The 14,656-nt window shown below is 67.2% G+C and carries 16 protein-coding genes; 8 read left to right on the top strand and 8 right to left on the bottom strand.

The genetic code is table 11. The features are described 5' to 3' along the window. Positions 1 to 97 precede the first annotated feature (97 nt). Together ACW174_RS12315 and ACW174_RS12310 are read right to left on the bottom strand one after the other, a co-directional pair. Positions 98 to 1,915, bottom strand: a complete 1,818-nt coding sequence (locus ACW174_RS12315) for an ATP-binding protein (protein ID WP_492014715.1) — start codon at positions 1,913 to 1,915, stop codon at positions 98 to 100. Positions 1,916 to 2,027: 112 nt separating this feature from the next. Continuing rightward, positions 2,028 to 2,321 carry a BolA family protein gene (locus ACW174_RS12310; RefSeq protein ID WP_492014714.1) on the bottom strand — a complete coding sequence of 98 codons (294 nt, stop codon included), beginning with the start codon at positions 2,319 to 2,321 and terminating at the stop codon, positions 2,028 to 2,030. A gap of 45 nt (positions 2,322 to 2,366) precedes the next feature. On the opposite strand from ACW174_RS12310, the gene ACW174_RS12305 reads away from it, so the two are divergent. Then, positions 2,367 to 3,041 (top strand): J domain-containing protein, encoded by a 675-nt coding sequence (locus ACW174_RS12305; RefSeq protein WP_492014713.1) that lies wholly within the window; start codon positions 2,367 to 2,369, stop codon positions 3,039 to 3,041. 7 nt (positions 3,042 to 3,048) lie between these two features. Here the strand turns inward: ACW174_RS12305 and ACW174_RS12300 are convergent, their stop codons facing one another. Continuing rightward, on the bottom strand, positions 3,049 to 3,498 hold the full coding sequence (locus ACW174_RS12300; RefSeq protein WP_492014712.1) for a MarR family winged helix-turn-helix transcriptional regulator: 450 nt from the start codon (positions 3,496 to 3,498) through the stop codon (positions 3,049 to 3,051). Between the two features lie 126 nt (positions 3,499 to 3,624). Between ACW174_RS12300 and ACW174_RS12295 the strand changes: the two genes are divergently transcribed. The 5 genes from ACW174_RS12295 (at position 3,625) to ACW174_RS12275 (ending at position 8,572) form a co-directional block, all read left to right on the top strand. Continuing rightward, the gene (locus tag ACW174_RS12295) at positions 3,625 to 4,053 is read left to right on the top strand and encodes an organic hydroperoxide resistance protein (RefSeq protein ID WP_492014711.1); all 429 of its coding nucleotides are present in this window, start codon (positions 3,625 to 3,627) and stop codon (positions 4,051 to 4,053) included. A gap of 478 nt (positions 4,054 to 4,531) precedes the next feature. Further along, positions 4,532 to 5,536, top strand: a complete 1,005-nt coding sequence (cobS, locus tag ACW174_RS12290) for a cobaltochelatase subunit CobS (RefSeq protein WP_492014710.1) — start codon at positions 4,532 to 4,534, stop codon at positions 5,534 to 5,536. Then, positions 5,536 to 6,012, top strand: coding sequence for a hypothetical protein (locus tag ACW174_RS12285; RefSeq protein WP_492014709.1), 477 nt, complete (start codon positions 5,536 to 5,538; stop codon positions 6,010 to 6,012). Before cobS ends, ACW174_RS12285 begins: the two co-directional genes overlap by 1 nt. A gap of 331 nt (positions 6,013 to 6,343) precedes the next feature. Beyond that, the gene (locus tag ACW174_RS12280; RefSeq protein WP_492014708.1) at positions 6,344 to 6,667 is read left to right on the top strand and encodes an endonuclease domain-containing protein; all 324 of its coding nucleotides are present in this window, start codon (positions 6,344 to 6,346) and stop codon (positions 6,665 to 6,667) included. 159 nt (positions 6,668 to 6,826) lie between these two features. Next, a complete protein-coding gene (locus ACW174_RS12275) occupies positions 6,827 to 8,572 on the top strand; it encodes a response regulator (RefSeq protein WP_492014707.1) in 1,746 nt (581 codons plus the stop codon). A gap of 23 nt (positions 8,573 to 8,595) precedes the next feature. Here the strand turns inward: ACW174_RS12275 and ACW174_RS12270 are convergent, their stop codons facing one another. Next, entirely contained in the window at positions 8,596 to 9,207 is a 612-nt protein-coding gene (locus ACW174_RS12270) for a DUF2239 family protein (protein WP_492014706.1), read from the bottom strand. Positions 9,208 to 9,422: 215 nt separating this feature from the next. On the opposite strand from ACW174_RS12270, the gene ACW174_RS12265 reads away from it, so the two are divergent. After that, entirely contained in the window at positions 9,423 to 9,731 is a 309-nt protein-coding gene (locus tag ACW174_RS12265; protein ID WP_492014705.1) for a CsbD family protein, read from the top strand. 14 nt (positions 9,732 to 9,745) lie between these two features. On the opposite strand, the gene ACW174_RS12260 is transcribed toward ACW174_RS12265, so the two are convergent. From ACW174_RS12260 to clpS, 3 genes are all read right to left on the bottom strand, one after another. Continuing rightward, the gene (locus tag ACW174_RS12260; protein ID WP_492014704.1) at positions 9,746 to 10,327 is read right to left on the bottom strand and encodes a DUF4287 domain-containing protein; all 582 of its coding nucleotides are present in this window, start codon (positions 10,325 to 10,327) and stop codon (positions 9,746 to 9,748) included. 142 nt (positions 10,328 to 10,469) lie between these two features. Beyond that, positions 10,470 to 12,782 carry an ATP-dependent Clp protease ATP-binding subunit ClpA gene (clpA, locus tag ACW174_RS12255; protein ID WP_492014703.1) on the bottom strand — a complete coding sequence of 771 codons (2,313 nt, stop codon included), beginning with the start codon at positions 12,780 to 12,782 and terminating at the stop codon, positions 10,470 to 10,472. Between the two features lie 14 nt (positions 12,783 to 12,796). Further along, entirely contained in the window at positions 12,797 to 13,129 is a 333-nt protein-coding gene (clpS, locus tag ACW174_RS12250) for an ATP-dependent Clp protease adapter ClpS (protein ID WP_492014702.1), read from the bottom strand. A 434-nt stretch (positions 13,130 to 13,563) separates the two neighbouring features. Between clpS and ACW174_RS12245 the strand changes: the two genes are divergently transcribed. Further along, positions 13,564 to 14,055, top strand: coding sequence for a nuclear transport factor 2 family protein (locus tag ACW174_RS12245; protein WP_492014701.1), 492 nt, complete (start codon positions 13,564 to 13,566; stop codon positions 14,053 to 14,055). Positions 14,056 to 14,115: 60 nt separating this feature from the next. On the opposite strand, the gene ACW174_RS12240 is transcribed toward ACW174_RS12245, so the two are convergent. Next, entirely contained in the window at positions 14,116 to 14,607 is a 492-nt protein-coding gene (locus ACW174_RS12240; protein WP_492014700.1) for a phasin family protein, read from the bottom strand. Positions 14,608 to 14,656: the final 49 nt, after the last annotated feature.

Below are 14,656 nucleotides of genomic sequence, written 5' to 3'. Positions count from 1 at the left end.
GCAATCTGGACCCCGGCCCTTGAGCCGGGCCTGAACAGCCGTGATCACCCGAGGTTCAGCGGGCGGACGGGTTTTGAACGCCAGTGTTTCAACGCTGTTACGCGGCGACCCTGGCCTGTCCCCCGTCCACCAGATCCTGAATGCCGACGCGCCCCGCGCCGACCCGGTTCATCACCATGGCGAGGGCGGCGAAGTCGATAGGCTTGTTCAGATAGGCGTCCGCGCCCGCATCCAGACCCGCCTGATGGTCTTCGGTCCGGGCCGAGGCGGACAGCACCACCACCGGCGTGTCCCGGTTCGGGCCGTCGCCGGCGCGGATGGCGCGGGTCGCGGTCAGGCCGTCCATCACCGGCATGTTGACGTCCATGATGATCAGGTCGAAGCGCTGCTCGGCCGCGGCCTCGATCGCGATCTGGCCGTTCTCGGCGGTCGCGGCGGTGTGGCCCGCCGACGACATCCAGGCTTCAAGAATCATGCGGTTGACCGGGTGGTCCTCGACGATCAGCACGTTCAGCGACTGGCCGCCCTCGATCTCGGCCTCGACGGCTTCGGCCGCGGCCTCCTCGACCCAGCGCACGACCTCGGCATCGACGCCGAAGATGAAGGTCGAGCCTTCGCCCGGGACCGACTCCACCGTGATGTCGCCGCCCATGATGTTGGCCATCCGGCGCGAGATGGTCAGCCCCAGCCCCGTCCCGCCGAAGCGGCGCGTGGATGAGGCGTCGACTTGGGTGAAGGGCTGGAACAGGCGCTCAAGGTCTTCCGGCGCGATGCCCGAGCCCGAGTCGCGGATCATGAAGTCGAAGTGGACATTGTTGTCGTCCAGACGCCGGGACCGGACGGTGTAGGTGATCTGGCCCGCGTCGGTGAACTTCACCGCATTGGACAGCAGGTTGTGTATCACCTGACAGACCCGCAGCGGGTCGCCACGCACCACGGCGGGCACGTCGCCCTCGCGGAGGGCGACGAAGTCCAGACCCTTGGCCTCGGCCTGGGCCTGGAACGGACCGGTGACGCGCTTGTCCAGATCCTCGACCGACACGTCGACGACCTCGAACGTCATCTTGCCCGCCTCGATCTTGGTCATGTCGAGGATGTCGTTCAGCAGGCTCAGCAGGTTGTCGCCCGAGTTGCGGATGATCGACAGATACTCGCGCTGCGTCGGCTCCAGCCGCGTCGCGCCCAGCAGTTGGGCGGCGCCCAGCACGCCGTTCATCGGAGTGCGCAGCTCATGCGAGATGACACCCAGGAAGTTGGACTTGGCGTCGTTGGCGGCATTGGCCTTGTCGCGCGCCGATTCCAGTTCCTCGATCAGATGGGCCTGGTGTTCCTGGAAGGCGCGGATGCGCTCCTCGCGCAGCATGGTCATGGTGACCAGCACGAACAGGCCGGCCGCGGTGAAGGGCACCACGGCGAGGAACTGCCAGAACTCGGGCGTGCCCCACAGACTGCCGGCGATAATCAGCGCTGCGGCGCCGTAGGGCGAGGAAATCACGATGGCCTGACGCGGCGAGCTACGAAGCTGCGCGAAAACCAGCACATAGCCGGCGACGAGAAGCGTCATCCCCAGCGACGGCCCGAAGGTCGCGCCCGAGAACCAGGCCAGAAGCGGCGCCGCAGCCCAGGCGGCGGTGGTGGCGGTGGCGACGACGGGGAAAACCAGCCCCCAGCCCGTGCCGACGCGCTGGCTGATGCGCTTCTCGACCGCGCCGCGAATGGCGCCGGCGACCAGGGTGCCGATGAACCACAGGGTGGCGGCGGTCCAGCCCACGGTGGCCAGCAGGCCGACCGCCCAGCTGGCGATGATCAGATAGCGAAGATACTGGGTTTGCAGGATAGCGCGCAGAGCCTGCGCGGCTTCCCCGGAATCCGGGTCACCGCCGGCGGGCTTTCCGATGCCATCCGATTCAACCATTCCCGCCCCGCAACACGATTGCACAACCCGGCGCGGAGACTACGTGGAACCCCCTAAGACGGTATGAACGCTGACGGTTCTATGACAACCCGCGTTCAGCGACCCGACGACTTCAGGCCTCGGCGGGCGTCAGGGCCCGGATCGAGAGGGCGTGGACCGGACCGGCCAGCTCATCGCGCAACAGGGCGTTCACCGCGCGCTGGCGCTGCACCCGCCCCTGCCCCTCGAACGCCGCGGAAATCACCAGCAGGTTGAAGTGACTTTCGCCGCCCGGCTTCGCATCCATGCCGCCCTCATGATGGTGACCGGCGTGCCGCCAGCTGTCGTCTTCGATCTCCAGACGCTCCGGAGCCAGTCCCACCACAAGTTTCTGGCGGATAATCGTCGCGATTGGGCCTTCCATCATCGTCAAGTCCTTGTTGCGGTCCAATTCGACCCTACACTCGGATCGATGTCGTCAGAGTTCGAATACAAGCCGCGCTTCACGGATATGCGCATCAAGCCGCCCAAGCCCGAGGAAGAGGCTGCGGCGGCGGATGTCCTGCACCTGAAGCCCGGCGAGAAGCCGTGTAACTGGCCCGACTGTCGTCAGGCCGCAACGGCCCGCGCCCCGAAATCGCGCGAGCGGCTGAACGACTTCTACGATTTCTGCCAACGCCACGCGGGCGAGTACAACAAGGGCTGGAATTTCTACGCCGGGATGAACGAGGGCCAGATCCGGGCCGCCCAGGAAAACGAGGCCATGACCGGCGGCCGCCCGACCTGGGAGATGAAGGCCGGCAAGAACACGCGTGAGGCCGCCGCCTTCGCCGCCAAGATGGGCACGGCCAACACCACGGGCGCCGGCTCATGGCGCGACAGTTTCGGCCTCTTCGGTCGCCGCATGAAGGAGCAGGCCGGGCCCGACGGTCAGGACGACCTGCGCATCGGCAAGCTGGAACGCGCGGCCCTGTCCGATCTCGATCTCGACGTCCGCACGGACAAGAAGGCGGTCAAGGCGCGCTACCACGAGCTGCTGAAGCGCTTCCACCCCGACCTGAACCAGGGCGATCGCGGCGCCGAGGCCAAGCTTCAGCGCGTCATCAAGGCCTACAAGACGCTGAAGAAGGCCGGACTGGCCAGCTAGATCGGTTTCAGGCCGCCTGCGCCGACACGCGCGCGCCGAAGTCGCGGACCCGGGCGTTGAAGGCCTTCAGCTCATCGAGGCTCATCCCCGACCGTGACAGCAGAGCCTGAGCCAGACAGGGGGTCTGCGCGAGGACGGCGACACCCGCGTCGGTCAGCGACACCTGGACCTGACGCTCGTCCGTCACCCCCCGCTTGCGCGCCACAAGCCCCGCCGCCTCCAGCCGCTTGACCAGCGGGGTGATGGTGCTCGGCTCAAGCGCCAGACGGGCCGCAAGGCCGCCGACCGTCAGCGTGCCCTCGTCGTTCAGCGCCGTCAGCACAAGGAACTGCGGATAGGTGATCCCCATTTCATCCAGCAGCGGCTTGTACAGCCGCCCCACCGCCATCGAGGCGGAGTACAGCGCGAAACACAGCTGGTCGTCGAGGGCGATCGGAGGATGGGAAGCCTTGGTCATGAGGTTACTTATCACAATAATCGTTTTTGCGGCAAGTTTCTGCTGGACTTCGACACCCCGTCCGCCTACCTATTCATTATCGCGATAAACAACTGACGCCGACGCGACGGCGAACAGGAGCCCGCCATGCAAATCCTCTACACCGCCCACGCCTCGTCCACCGGCGGCGGCCGCGACGAAGGCCGTTCGACCACCGACGACAGCAAGATCGATGTCCTGCTCTCCCTGCCCGCCGAAATGGGCGGCAAGGGCGGCGCCGGCACCAACCCCGAGCAGCTGTTCGCCGCCGGTTACGCCGCCTGCTACATGGGCGCCCTGCGTCTTGTGTCGGGCAAGGCCGGCACGCCGGTCGGTCCGGACACCAAGGTCAGCACCCGCGTCGGCATCGGCCCGAACACCCGCGGCGAGGGCTTCAACCTCGACATCGGCATCACAGTCTCGGACCATGGCCTCGAGCAGGGCGTGATCGACGACCTGATCGCCAAGGCCCACCAGGTCTGCCCCTACTCGAACGCCACCCGCGGCAACGTCGAGGTTGAGCTGAAGGCGATCTGACCTCATGTAGATGTTCAATATTTGAAAGAGCATCTACACATTTGCAACCAATGTTATCTGGACCCGTTGTGTAAACTGGATGCGCTTGGAGGCGCTGACAGCCATGACGGTCCAGATTAGCACAAGAAAAAATAGCCAATCAACACTTGATCAGTGCGTCGTCAACGAGGCGAACAGTGACACTCACGTCCTCGATGTCTCAGGTCTCGTGTCCGGCATCATTAACTACGCGGACGCTCTTCGGCGTGAGAGATTGATCAAACGCATCTCCCGCAAGGCGACAGGCCCGGATCGGGCCACGGGCGAGTCCCGCCGGGCGCCGCCCGTCTTTCGGACCTATGCCGCGACGCGGTCGGCCGCCTGAAGACGCACGGGCGTCCGCCCGGCTTCCCTCCCCGTCATGCCTTGCGGCCCGGTCGTGCAATCAGGGACGGCATGGGCCTCGACCACCCGATGAGGGTGCGGTAATCGCACAGGCATGACCTCCCTCCTCGACTCGACGCCCGATCCCCTGCTGACACTGGAGCCGCACCGCAACGCGACCGTGCGCGAACTGTTCGGCATCGACAGCGACATGACCGTGCCGGTCTTCGCCGAGCGCGACAGCCATGTGCCCGAGATCGACGAGGCCTACCGCTTCGATCCCCAGACGACGCTGGCCATCTGCGCCGGCTTCAGCTTCGACCGCCGCGTCATGGTCCAAGGCTACCACGGCACCGGCAAGTCGACCCATATCGAGCAGGTCGCGGCCAAGCTGAACTGGCCGCTGGTGCGCGTGAACCTGGACAGCCACGTCAGCCGCATCGACCTGGTCGGCAAGGACGCGATCGTCCTCAAGGACGGCAAGCAGATCACCGAATTTCGCGAGGGCATGCTGCCCTGGGCCCTGCAACGCCCGATCGCCCTGGTCTTCGACGAATATGACGCCGGCCGCCCCGACGTGATGTTCGTCATCCAGCGCGTGCTGGAGGCGCAGGGCCGCCTGACCCTGCTGGACCAGAACCGCGTCATCCGCCCCAACAAGTGGTTCCGCCTGTTCTCGACCACCAACACCATCGGTCTGGGCGACACCTCGGGTCTGTACCACGGCACCCAGCAGATCAATCAGGGTCAGATGGACCGTTGGAACATCGTGACGACGCTCAACTACCTCGACCACGACGTCGAGACCGACATCGTCGTCGCCAAGGCGCCCGAGTGGAACACCGCCGAGGGCAAGCGCACCATCGCCGCCATGGTCCGCGTCGCCGACATGACCCGCAACGCCTTCATGAACGGCGACATCTCCACCGTCATGTCGCCCCGCACGGTCATCACCTGGGCCCAGAACGCCCAGATCTTCGGCGGCGACATCGGCCTGTCGTTCCGCCTGACCTTCCTGAACAAGTGCGACGAACTGGAGCGCCCGACCATCGCGGAGTTCTACCAGCGGGCGTTCGGAGAAGACCTTCCGGAAGCGGCGACGCGGGTGAAGGTGGGGTGATGCTGGGAGTTCTGACGGTTCTCGTTCTGGCGCTCTCGCAGGCCGATCCCGAAGTCCTTCCGCCCCCGCCGTCCGAAGCGGAACTGCTCGCGGCCTTCGCTGAGACGCGACCGGATGCGCGTCTCATCGCTTATCAGGCGCTGCCGCTGTGGGGCGGGCGGGTGAAGATTTGCGGCACCGCGGAGATCGCCGGCCAGATCGACCCGTTCGCCGTGATCGCCGAGGAGGGCGACCGCACGAGCGTGGTCGTTACCTTGGCTGGACAGCAACCCCCTGCCCGGGCGCCGGGCCTTCTTCCTCGTCACTGGAACATTCACGTCACCAGCCCCGGTCATTGGAACTTCATCGAAGGCAGCCGGTCAGATCCGCGAGTGCAGAGCCTTAATGCCTACTCTCGACGGCGCGCCCTCAGGCTTTGCCCCATGCTCCGCCCGCCGCCGGGCGTGATCTGGCGAACCGCGATCGAGCAGGAGTGACCCAGCGACACCCTTCGCCGCCAGCGCGCCCAGCTTGTTCGTAGGTCAGGGCCACCGCTCTTCTCCTCCCCCGTAAGGAATGAAGTCACCCCCGCCCATTCCGCCAAGCCGCCAGGCGGAGCGAGGTCGGATGAGGGGTCGCGCCGCCGGGTCCCGTTTGGAGGTCCGCCGATGGCCGATAAACTCGCACGGCCGGAGCGACCCCTCATCCGCAGGCCCTTCGGGCCGCCACCTTCTCCCGCAAGGGGAGAAAGTCGGGGCTCTCGACAGACCGCGCCAAGGGTGTCTTCCATAACCTGTGGACGAGTAGCTTGGACAACGCGCAAGGGAAATGCGCCGCGAGCCGGTGCTCCATGAGCGCCGCATGTGGAAGCTGCTGCGCGATCGGCGCCTGGCGGGGCTGAAGTTCCGTCGACAGTTCACGTTCGAGGAACGCCCCTGCATCGTCGACTTCATCTGCTTCAGGCATCGGCTGATCGTTGAGGCCGACGGGCCGCAACACGAGGACCGGGCGCAGGACGCCGCGCGCGACGACTGGCTGCGCGCGCAGGGGTTCCGGGTGCTGAGGTTTCCCAAGCAGCAGATCGAGAACTACGGTGAACAGGTCGTCGCCGCGATCCTTGTCGCGGCGAATGCGAAGGTGATCCGGGACTGATCGGTCAGATCGGCGCGCCCCCCTCATCCGACCTCGCTCCGCTCGGCCACCTTATCCCGCAAGAGGAGAAGGAACTCGCGCCCCCCTTCCCCTCTGCCCGGTCAGGCCTCGTTAAGGTCCATCCCGTATGGCCAAGCTTCCTCCCCGGAATTGTACCCAGTGCTTAAAAATTCTGACCGGCTGCGGGCCTACGCTAACCGCTATGGCGACATGTTCCCGGTGCGCATCACCACCATTGTCGCCGTCATCGGGGTCGCCTGTCTCGTGCTCGGTCCGGGCTGGGCGCTCAACTACGCCCTCTTCCAGCTCGGCCTCTATCTGCCGCTCTGGCATGTGGTCCAGACCGCCCGCGCCCGCCCGGACGCGCCCGGCGCCGGCCGCCGGTTCCGCTGGTCCGCTGAGGCCATCACCCTCGGCCTGGCGGGGCACAACGCCCTGTTCATCCTCGCGGCCTGGCAGGCCCAGCCCGAACACGCCGACTATCTGCGCCTGCTGCTGGCCGGCAATCTGATGGTCGGCGCCCATCAGGTGCACATCAGCCGCGTCAGCTTCGCCGCCGCCGTCCTGCCGCCGGCCGTCGCCGCCATGATGATCGCCTCGCGTCAACAGGCCGCCGACCCCGGCCTTCAGGTCGCCGTGGTCCTGTTCATCCTCGGCATCAGCGCGGCCGCCTGGCGCCAATGGCGCAGCGATCGCGAGGCCGTCGAGCTGATGATCACGGTCACCGAACGTTCGCGCCAGCTTCGGTCGGCCCTCGCCGAAGCCGAGGCCAACCACGCGACGGCCGAGCGCGCCAACAAGGCCAAGTCCCGCTTCCTGGCGATGATCAGCCATGAGGTGCGGACGCCGCTAAACGTCATTCTGGGCCTGACCGAGGTGCTGCGCGGACGCCGCCGTCCCAAGGCCGAGGCCGCCGTGATCGACGACATGGCCGACGCCGGCGGCATGCTGCTGCGCCTGCTCAACGGCGCCCTCGACATTTCCCGGATCGAGTCGGGCCATATCGATGTCCGTCTCGCCCCCGTCGACGTCGGCGCACGCCTCCGGGCCATCGCCCGCGTGTGGCGCTCCCGCGTGAACGAACTGGGCCTGACCCTGGAGGTCGAGCTCCAGTGCGCGCCGGAGAGCTTCATCGTCCTGACCGACGAGGCCCGGGTCGAGCAGGTGCTGATCAACTACCTGTCCAACGCCCTGAAGCTGACCCCCGCCGGGACCATCCGCATCCTCGCACGCGCCCTGCCCGCCGCCGACGGACGCGTCGAGCTCGAGTTCGAGGTGCATGACCAGGGCCCCGGTGTGCCGGAGGACCAGCGCGAACGCATCTTCCAGCCGTTCGAACAACTGGCCGACGGCCGGGCCGCGGGCGGCTCGGGTCTGGGACTGGCGCTCTGCCGGGCCAGCGCCGGGGCCCTCGGCGGCGCCGTGGGCGTCCGGGCCGGCCACTCCGGCGGCGCCGTCTTCTGGTTCCGCTTCACGGCCGACCGCGCGAGCCTTCCCGCGGACCCGCCGCCGCCCGGGACCGTCGAGGGTCGCGGCCGCATTCTGGCCGCCGAGGACCATCCCGCCAACCGCAAGCTTCTGGCCCTGGTGTTCCAGTCCTTCGACATGGAACTGGTGCTGGTCGAGAACGGCCAGCAGGCCGTGGAGGCGGTGCGCGACGACCGCTTCGACCTGGTGCTGATGGACGCCATGATGCCGGTCATGGACGGCGTGGAGGCCGTCATGGCCATCCGCGCCGAGGAGGCGGCCTCGGGTCGGCCGCGCCTGCCGATCCACATGCTGACGGCCAATGTGTTCGACGACGATGTGGCCCGGTACAGGGCCGCGGGGGCCGATGGGGTCCTGCGCAAGCCCATGGAGATCGCCGCCCTGCAGGCGGTTCTCGCCCCTATTCCGGCGGCCTGAGCGGGCGTCCGCGGCCGCGGCGCCTAGGTGGCGGCGGGGGCGCCGCCGGCTTGTCCGGGCTCTCCCGCGCCATTCCGCCAAGCCCCCTCGGCCATGTCCCGCACTGCCTCCCGCACATCCGCCGCCCAGCCGTCCACCGCGGCGTCGAACGCCGTCCAGTCGCCCGCGAACAGCATCCGCGTCGCCTCCTCATAGCCGGGCTTGTCGCCCGCCACGGCGGTCATGAAGCGGTAGGTCGCCTCCTTGGCCTTGCGCGCCCGGTCCGGCCCCTCGGCCGCCTTCAGCGCGCCCTCGACCAGCTTGCGCAGCGCCACCGACGCGCCGCCGGGCTGGGCGGCCAGCCAGTCCCAGTGGCGCGGCAGAAGGGTCACCTCGCGCGGGACGACGCCCAGCTTCGGACGCCCCGGCCCCCGCTTCTCCGGCTCCGGCCCGGGCGCCAGCCGGGCGAGGGCGTCGGCGGGCTCGCCGCGCAGGTCCAGGTCGACGGCCCGGCCGTCGGCGGCGTCGAAGACCAGCACCGTCTCCCCCGCCCGGGACGCCAGATGGATCGGGGCAAGGACGTCGCCCACGGGACCACGCGCGATGAGCTGGTCTCCGGCGAAGGCGAGAACGGGGCGGTGGGCGGTGATGGTCATGGCGGCTCCAGGCTATGCGTCCGACGACGAGGCCGACGAGCGATGCAGGCGGACTATTACCCGGATAAAACCCCTTGGTCAATAACATCCGGATAGAATATGACGAGGCGCATCGCCGCAGCCGCCGAATATGCCTTGCGACGGACGGAACCACCGCCGCGCTTTCGCGCTGTTCCGGCACGCCTCCCCGGCCCCATCATCACGAGAGAAAACCCATGACCGACCAGCGCATCGAAGGCGTCGCCACCGAAGTTGAAGGCAAGGTCCAGAACGGCCTCGGCCGCCTGACCGGCGACAGCAAGCTCCAGTTCGACGGCAAGCTGAATGAGGTCAAGGGCAAGGCCCTGGACGCCTATGGCCGCGTCATCGACGGCCTCGACGGCCTCGTCGAGAAGGCCCCGGCCCAGTATCAGGACAAGGCTCGTCAGGGTCTGGACTTCGCGCGCCGCAAGCCGCTTCTGACCACCGGCATCCTGGCCGGCGCCGCCCTCCTGCTGAGCAGCCTCGGCGGCCGTCGCCGCTAGACGTCTGTCTCCGGCTAACCGTTGTCGGCCGCCTGTGCGAACAGGCGGCCGATGTCGTTTGTGACCGCCCCCGGGCCGTCCAGTTCCACCACAGCGGCGAGACGTTCGGACCAGCTTTCGGTCCGCGCCGGCGCCGACAGGCGATCCGACACCGCCGGATCCAGCTTCAACCCCAGCAAGGCCTTGCCGCCCTTCAGCGGGCGGATGGCCGCGAACTGCACCGCGCGCGAGAAGCTGGTGTAGCCCTTGCGCTGCCCGGAGATGACGCCCTCAAGCCCCGCCACCCTGCGTTCCAGCGCCTCGAGGATGGCCAGTGCGCGCGGCTCAGCCCACAGGGCGCTGCGCAGGGCCTCGGCGTCGTCCCAGCTCATCTGGTCCGCCGGGCGGGCGGCGTTCAGGATATGCGCGGCGTGGTTGGCGCCGATGCCGTACGAGGCCTTCAGCCAGGCCGCCTGCGCCTTGGGCCGCGTCTCGGGACAGCCCTTCTTCAGGATGTCGACCCAGACCGCCACCGGGCGGCCGGTCTGTTTCTCGAAATTGGCCTCGACCGTGGCGAACCATTTCTTCTGACGCCCGGTCAGTCCCGCATCGCCCATTTTTCAGCCTCCCGACAGCCCGCTCGCGAAGGTGGTCCCGCATCGGCGCGTCCAGTGCAAGTCATCGCCGCCGCCGCCCTACAACGACGAAAGGCCGCCGGTCGCTTGACCGACGGCCCCCGTCTTCAGACAGAGCGGTCGACTACTCCGCCGTCTCGTCTTCCTTCACCTTGGCCGCGGTGCCGGTGGCGGGCGTCACGTCGAAGGCGATCTTGCCGTCCTTCAACTCGACCTTCACATGCCCGCCGCGGGTCAGGCGGCCGAACAGGATGTCGTCGGCCAGCGGCTTCTTGATGTGCTCCTGGATCGTCCGGGCCAGGGGCCGGGCGCCGTAGAGTTCGTCGAAGCCGTTCTTGGCCAGCCAGTCGGCGGCTTCGTCGGTCAGTTCGATGGTGATGTTGCGATCACCCAGCTGGACCTCCAGCTGCATGATGAACTTCGAGACCACCGACTTGATCGTCGTCGAGTCCAGCGCCTTGAACGCCACGATGGCGTCCAGACGGTTGCGGAACTCCGGCGCGAACAGACGCTGGATGGCCTTTTCGTCCTCACCCTCGACCTTGCCCCGGCCGAAACCGATGGAGGCGCGGGCGTTGTCGGCGGCCCCGGCGTTGGTGGTCATGATCAGGATGGTGTTCCTGAAATCGACCTTCTTGCCGACCGCGTCGGTCAGCATGCCGTTGTCCATCACCTGAAGCAGGATGTTGTAGACGTCGGGGTGGGCCTTCTCGATCTCGTCCAGCAGCACCACGGAGTGCGGGTGCTGATCGACGGCGTCGGTCAGCAGGCCGCCCTGATCATGGCCGACGTAGCCCGGAGGGGCGCCGATCAGCCGCGAGACGGTGTGCCGCTCCATATATTCCGACATGTCGAAGCGCTGCATCTCGATGCCGAGGGTCGACGCGAGTTGCTTGGCGACCTCGGTCTTGCCGACGCCGGTGGGACCGGAGAACAGGAAGGCGCCGATCGGCTTCTGCGTATCGCGCAGACCCGCGCGGGCCAGCTTCATCGCCGCCGACACCTGTTCGATGGCCGCTTCCTGGCCGAAGACCACGCGGTTCAGATCGTTCTGAAGCTCCCGCAGGCCCTCGGTATCGGACTTGGAGACCGACTTGGCCGGGATCCGGGCCATCTTGGCGATGACGGCCTCGACTTCTTTCTGGCCGATGACCTTCTTGCGCTTCGATTCCGGCAGCAGCATCTGCGACGCCCCCGCCTCGTCGATCACGTCGATGGCTTTGTCCGGCAGCTTGCGGTCGGTCATGTAGCGAGCCGAGAGCTCCACCGCCGTGCGGATGGCGGCGTCGGTGTAGCGCAGCTTGTGGTGGCCTTCGTAGCTGCTCTTCAGCCCCTTCAGGATCTTGATCGTGTCCTCGAGCGTGGGCTCGTTGACGTCGATCTTCTGGAAGCGGCGGACCAAGGCGCGGTCCTTCTCGAAATGCTGGCGGTACTCCTTGTAGGTGGTGGAGCCCATGCAGCGCAGCGAGCCCGACGCCAGCGCCGGTTTCAGCAGGTTGGACGCATCCATCGCCCCGCCGCTGGTCGCGCCCGCGCCGATGACGGTGTGGATCTCGTCAATGAAGAGGACCGCGTTCTCGTGGCTCTCCAGCTCCTTGACCACCTGTTTCAGCCGCTCCTCGAAGTCGCCGCGATAGCGGGTGCCGGCCAGCAGCGCGCCCATGTCGAGCGAGTAGATGGTGGCGCCTTCCAGAACGTCCGGGACCTCGTGGTTGACGATCTTGCGGGCCAGACCTTCGGCGATGGCGGTCTTGCCGACGCCGGGATCGCCGACCAGCAGCGGATTGTTCTTGGTCCGGCGGCACAGGATCTGGATCGCCCGGTCCACCTCGGCATGACGGCCGATCAGGGGGTCGATCTTGCCGTTGCGGGCCTTCTCGTTGAGGTCGACGCAATAGGCTTCCAGCGCTTCGCCACCGGTCTTGGCGGCGGCGGCGTCATCGGCGTCCTCGGGACTGGCGCCCAGCGCCTTGGCCGGACGGCTTTCCCCCGCGCCCGCCTTCTTGGCGATGCCGTGGGCGATGAAGTTGACCGCGTCGTACCGCGTCATGTCCTGCTCCTGCAGGAAATAGGCGGCGTGACTTTCGCGCTCGCTGAAGATGGCGACCAGCACATTGGCGCCGGACACCTCTTCGCGGCCCGACGACTGGACGTGGATCACGGCGCGCTGGATCACGCGCTGGAAGCCGGCGGTCGGCTTGGCGTCTTCACCGTCCGAGGTCGCCAGCGCGGCCAGGTCGGTGTCGACATAAAGGGTCAGGGCGGTCTTCAGCGCCGTCAGATCGACGTTGCAGGCCGTCATTACACCGGCCGCATCGGGATCATCCACGAGGGCCAGCAGGAGATGCTCAAGCGTCGCGTACTCGTGACGGCGCTCGTTCGCATAGTGCACCGCGCGGTGCAGGGTCTCTTCGAGAGGACGGGAAAACGAAGGCATGGGGGAGGTTCCTCTCAGTCCTTTTCCATCGTGCATTGCAGAGGGTGCTGGTGACGGCGCGCCGTCTCGACCACCTGGGCGACCTTGGTTTCGGCCACTTCGTAGGTGAAGACGCCGCACACCCCGACGCCATGCTGGTGCACATGCAGCATGATGCGGGTGGCGTCTTCGCGGCTCTTCTGGAAGAACCGCTCCAGCACGTAGATGACGAACTCCATCGGAGTGTAGTCGTCATTCAGGATCAGCACCCGATAGAGCGAGGGCTTTTGAAGCTTTGGTTTTGTCTCGGTGATCGTGGCGGAGCCGGAGCCCTCGCCCTGATCGCCGACCTTGCGTGACGGCGGCATTCGGTGTCCGATTTTGGGGAGTCGGATGGACAGATAGGAACTGTCCGCCGCTTTTGTAGATGCGGCAAGTCACAGCTTTCTGTTTGGCCGCGATCGTCGGCCCTCCGGGACCTCCCGACCCGACGCGGCTTTTGGGTTTGGCCGCGATCAGAAGGCTCCGCCTTCTCGACCCGACGCGGCCCGGACTTTCTGTTTGGCCGCGATCGTCGGCCCTGCGGGACCTCCCGACCCGACGCGGCTTTTGGGTTTGGCCGCGATCAGAAGGCTCCGCCTTCTCGACCCGACGCGGCTTGGGGCTTCCGCCGCCCTCCGGTCGCCGCCGTCGCGGCGCGTATCGAGGCTCGGCCCCCCTGCATGACCGAAGATTCACGGGACAGCGAAGCGCTCGCACGCAATGCTGACCTCGGGCGGCGAACACCGTCGCGGAGGTCTCCATGTCCCCATTTGTCGCCCTTGTGGCCGCCGCGCTACTACAGACGCCGCCGGTTGAGATTCCGCACGGCCCGGCCCTGACGGAGGCCGTGACGGCCAGCGACGCGGCCTTTTTCGCGCTGTTCTTCGAGGGCTGCGACCCGGATCGGCTGGCCACCATGGTGACCGACGACTTCGAGTTCTTCGACGATCGCGGGGGACTGATGGCCACGACCGGCGCGGCCTTCGTGGATCATTACCGCACCCGTTGCGAAGCCCGCCGCGCGCCCGACGGCTGGCGAACGCGACGCGAACTGGTTCCCGGCACGCTGCACATATACCGGATGAACGCCTACGGGGCGGTCGAGACCGGCGAACACCTGTTCTACGAGGCGCAGGGCGGCGGTCCGCTCGCGCTCGCGGGGCGGGCCAAATTCAGTCAGATCTGGAAGTTGGAGGACGGGCAGTGGAAGCTGGCGCGGGTGTTCAGCTACGACCACGCGGCCGCCGAATAGCAAAAGGCCCCGACGTTTCCGCCGGGGCCTTCGTAAGCTTACTTCTGAAGTCAGGTCGCCTTAGCGGGCGGCCTGGAACTTCTCGACCGAGGCGGTGACGCGCTCGTTGATCGGCTTGAAGCTGTCCTTCACCGAGGCGGTGAAGACGTCCGTCATGCGGGTGACTTCAGCCAGGTAGGTTTCGGTGGCCGACTTGGCCCACGAGGTCTGCAGCTCGAGCATTTCCTGCACCGAACGGGCGGCGGTCAGCGACTGGGCGGCGGCGACGCCGTCTTCCCAGCTCTTCTTGCCGTAGGCCAGCGAGGCGGCCGACAGGGTTTCGACGCCCTTCTGGGCGGCGGTGGCCGAGGCGACCATGGCTTCGATGTTCTTCTTGCCTTCAGCGTTCAGCTCGGCGAGGCCGGCGGCCGACTTGTCAGCGGCTTCGCGGAAGACGCGGGCGCCGGCGGCTTGCATTTTTTCCGCCTGGGCAGTGGTCTTCTCGGCCGTGGCCTTCACCGAAGCGGTGGCGGTTTCGACGGTTTTCTTCACGGTTTCGGCGCTGTCGGCCATGGGGATCTCTCCTGAACCTTGGGCGGCGGGGGCCGCAGATGATTTTTCT

The sequence above is a fragment of the Brevundimonas sp. AVps31 genome (assembly GCF_058681355.1).
The sequence above is the reverse complement of the archived record's forward strand: the minus strand, read 5'-3'. Positions and strand labels throughout refer to the sequence as shown.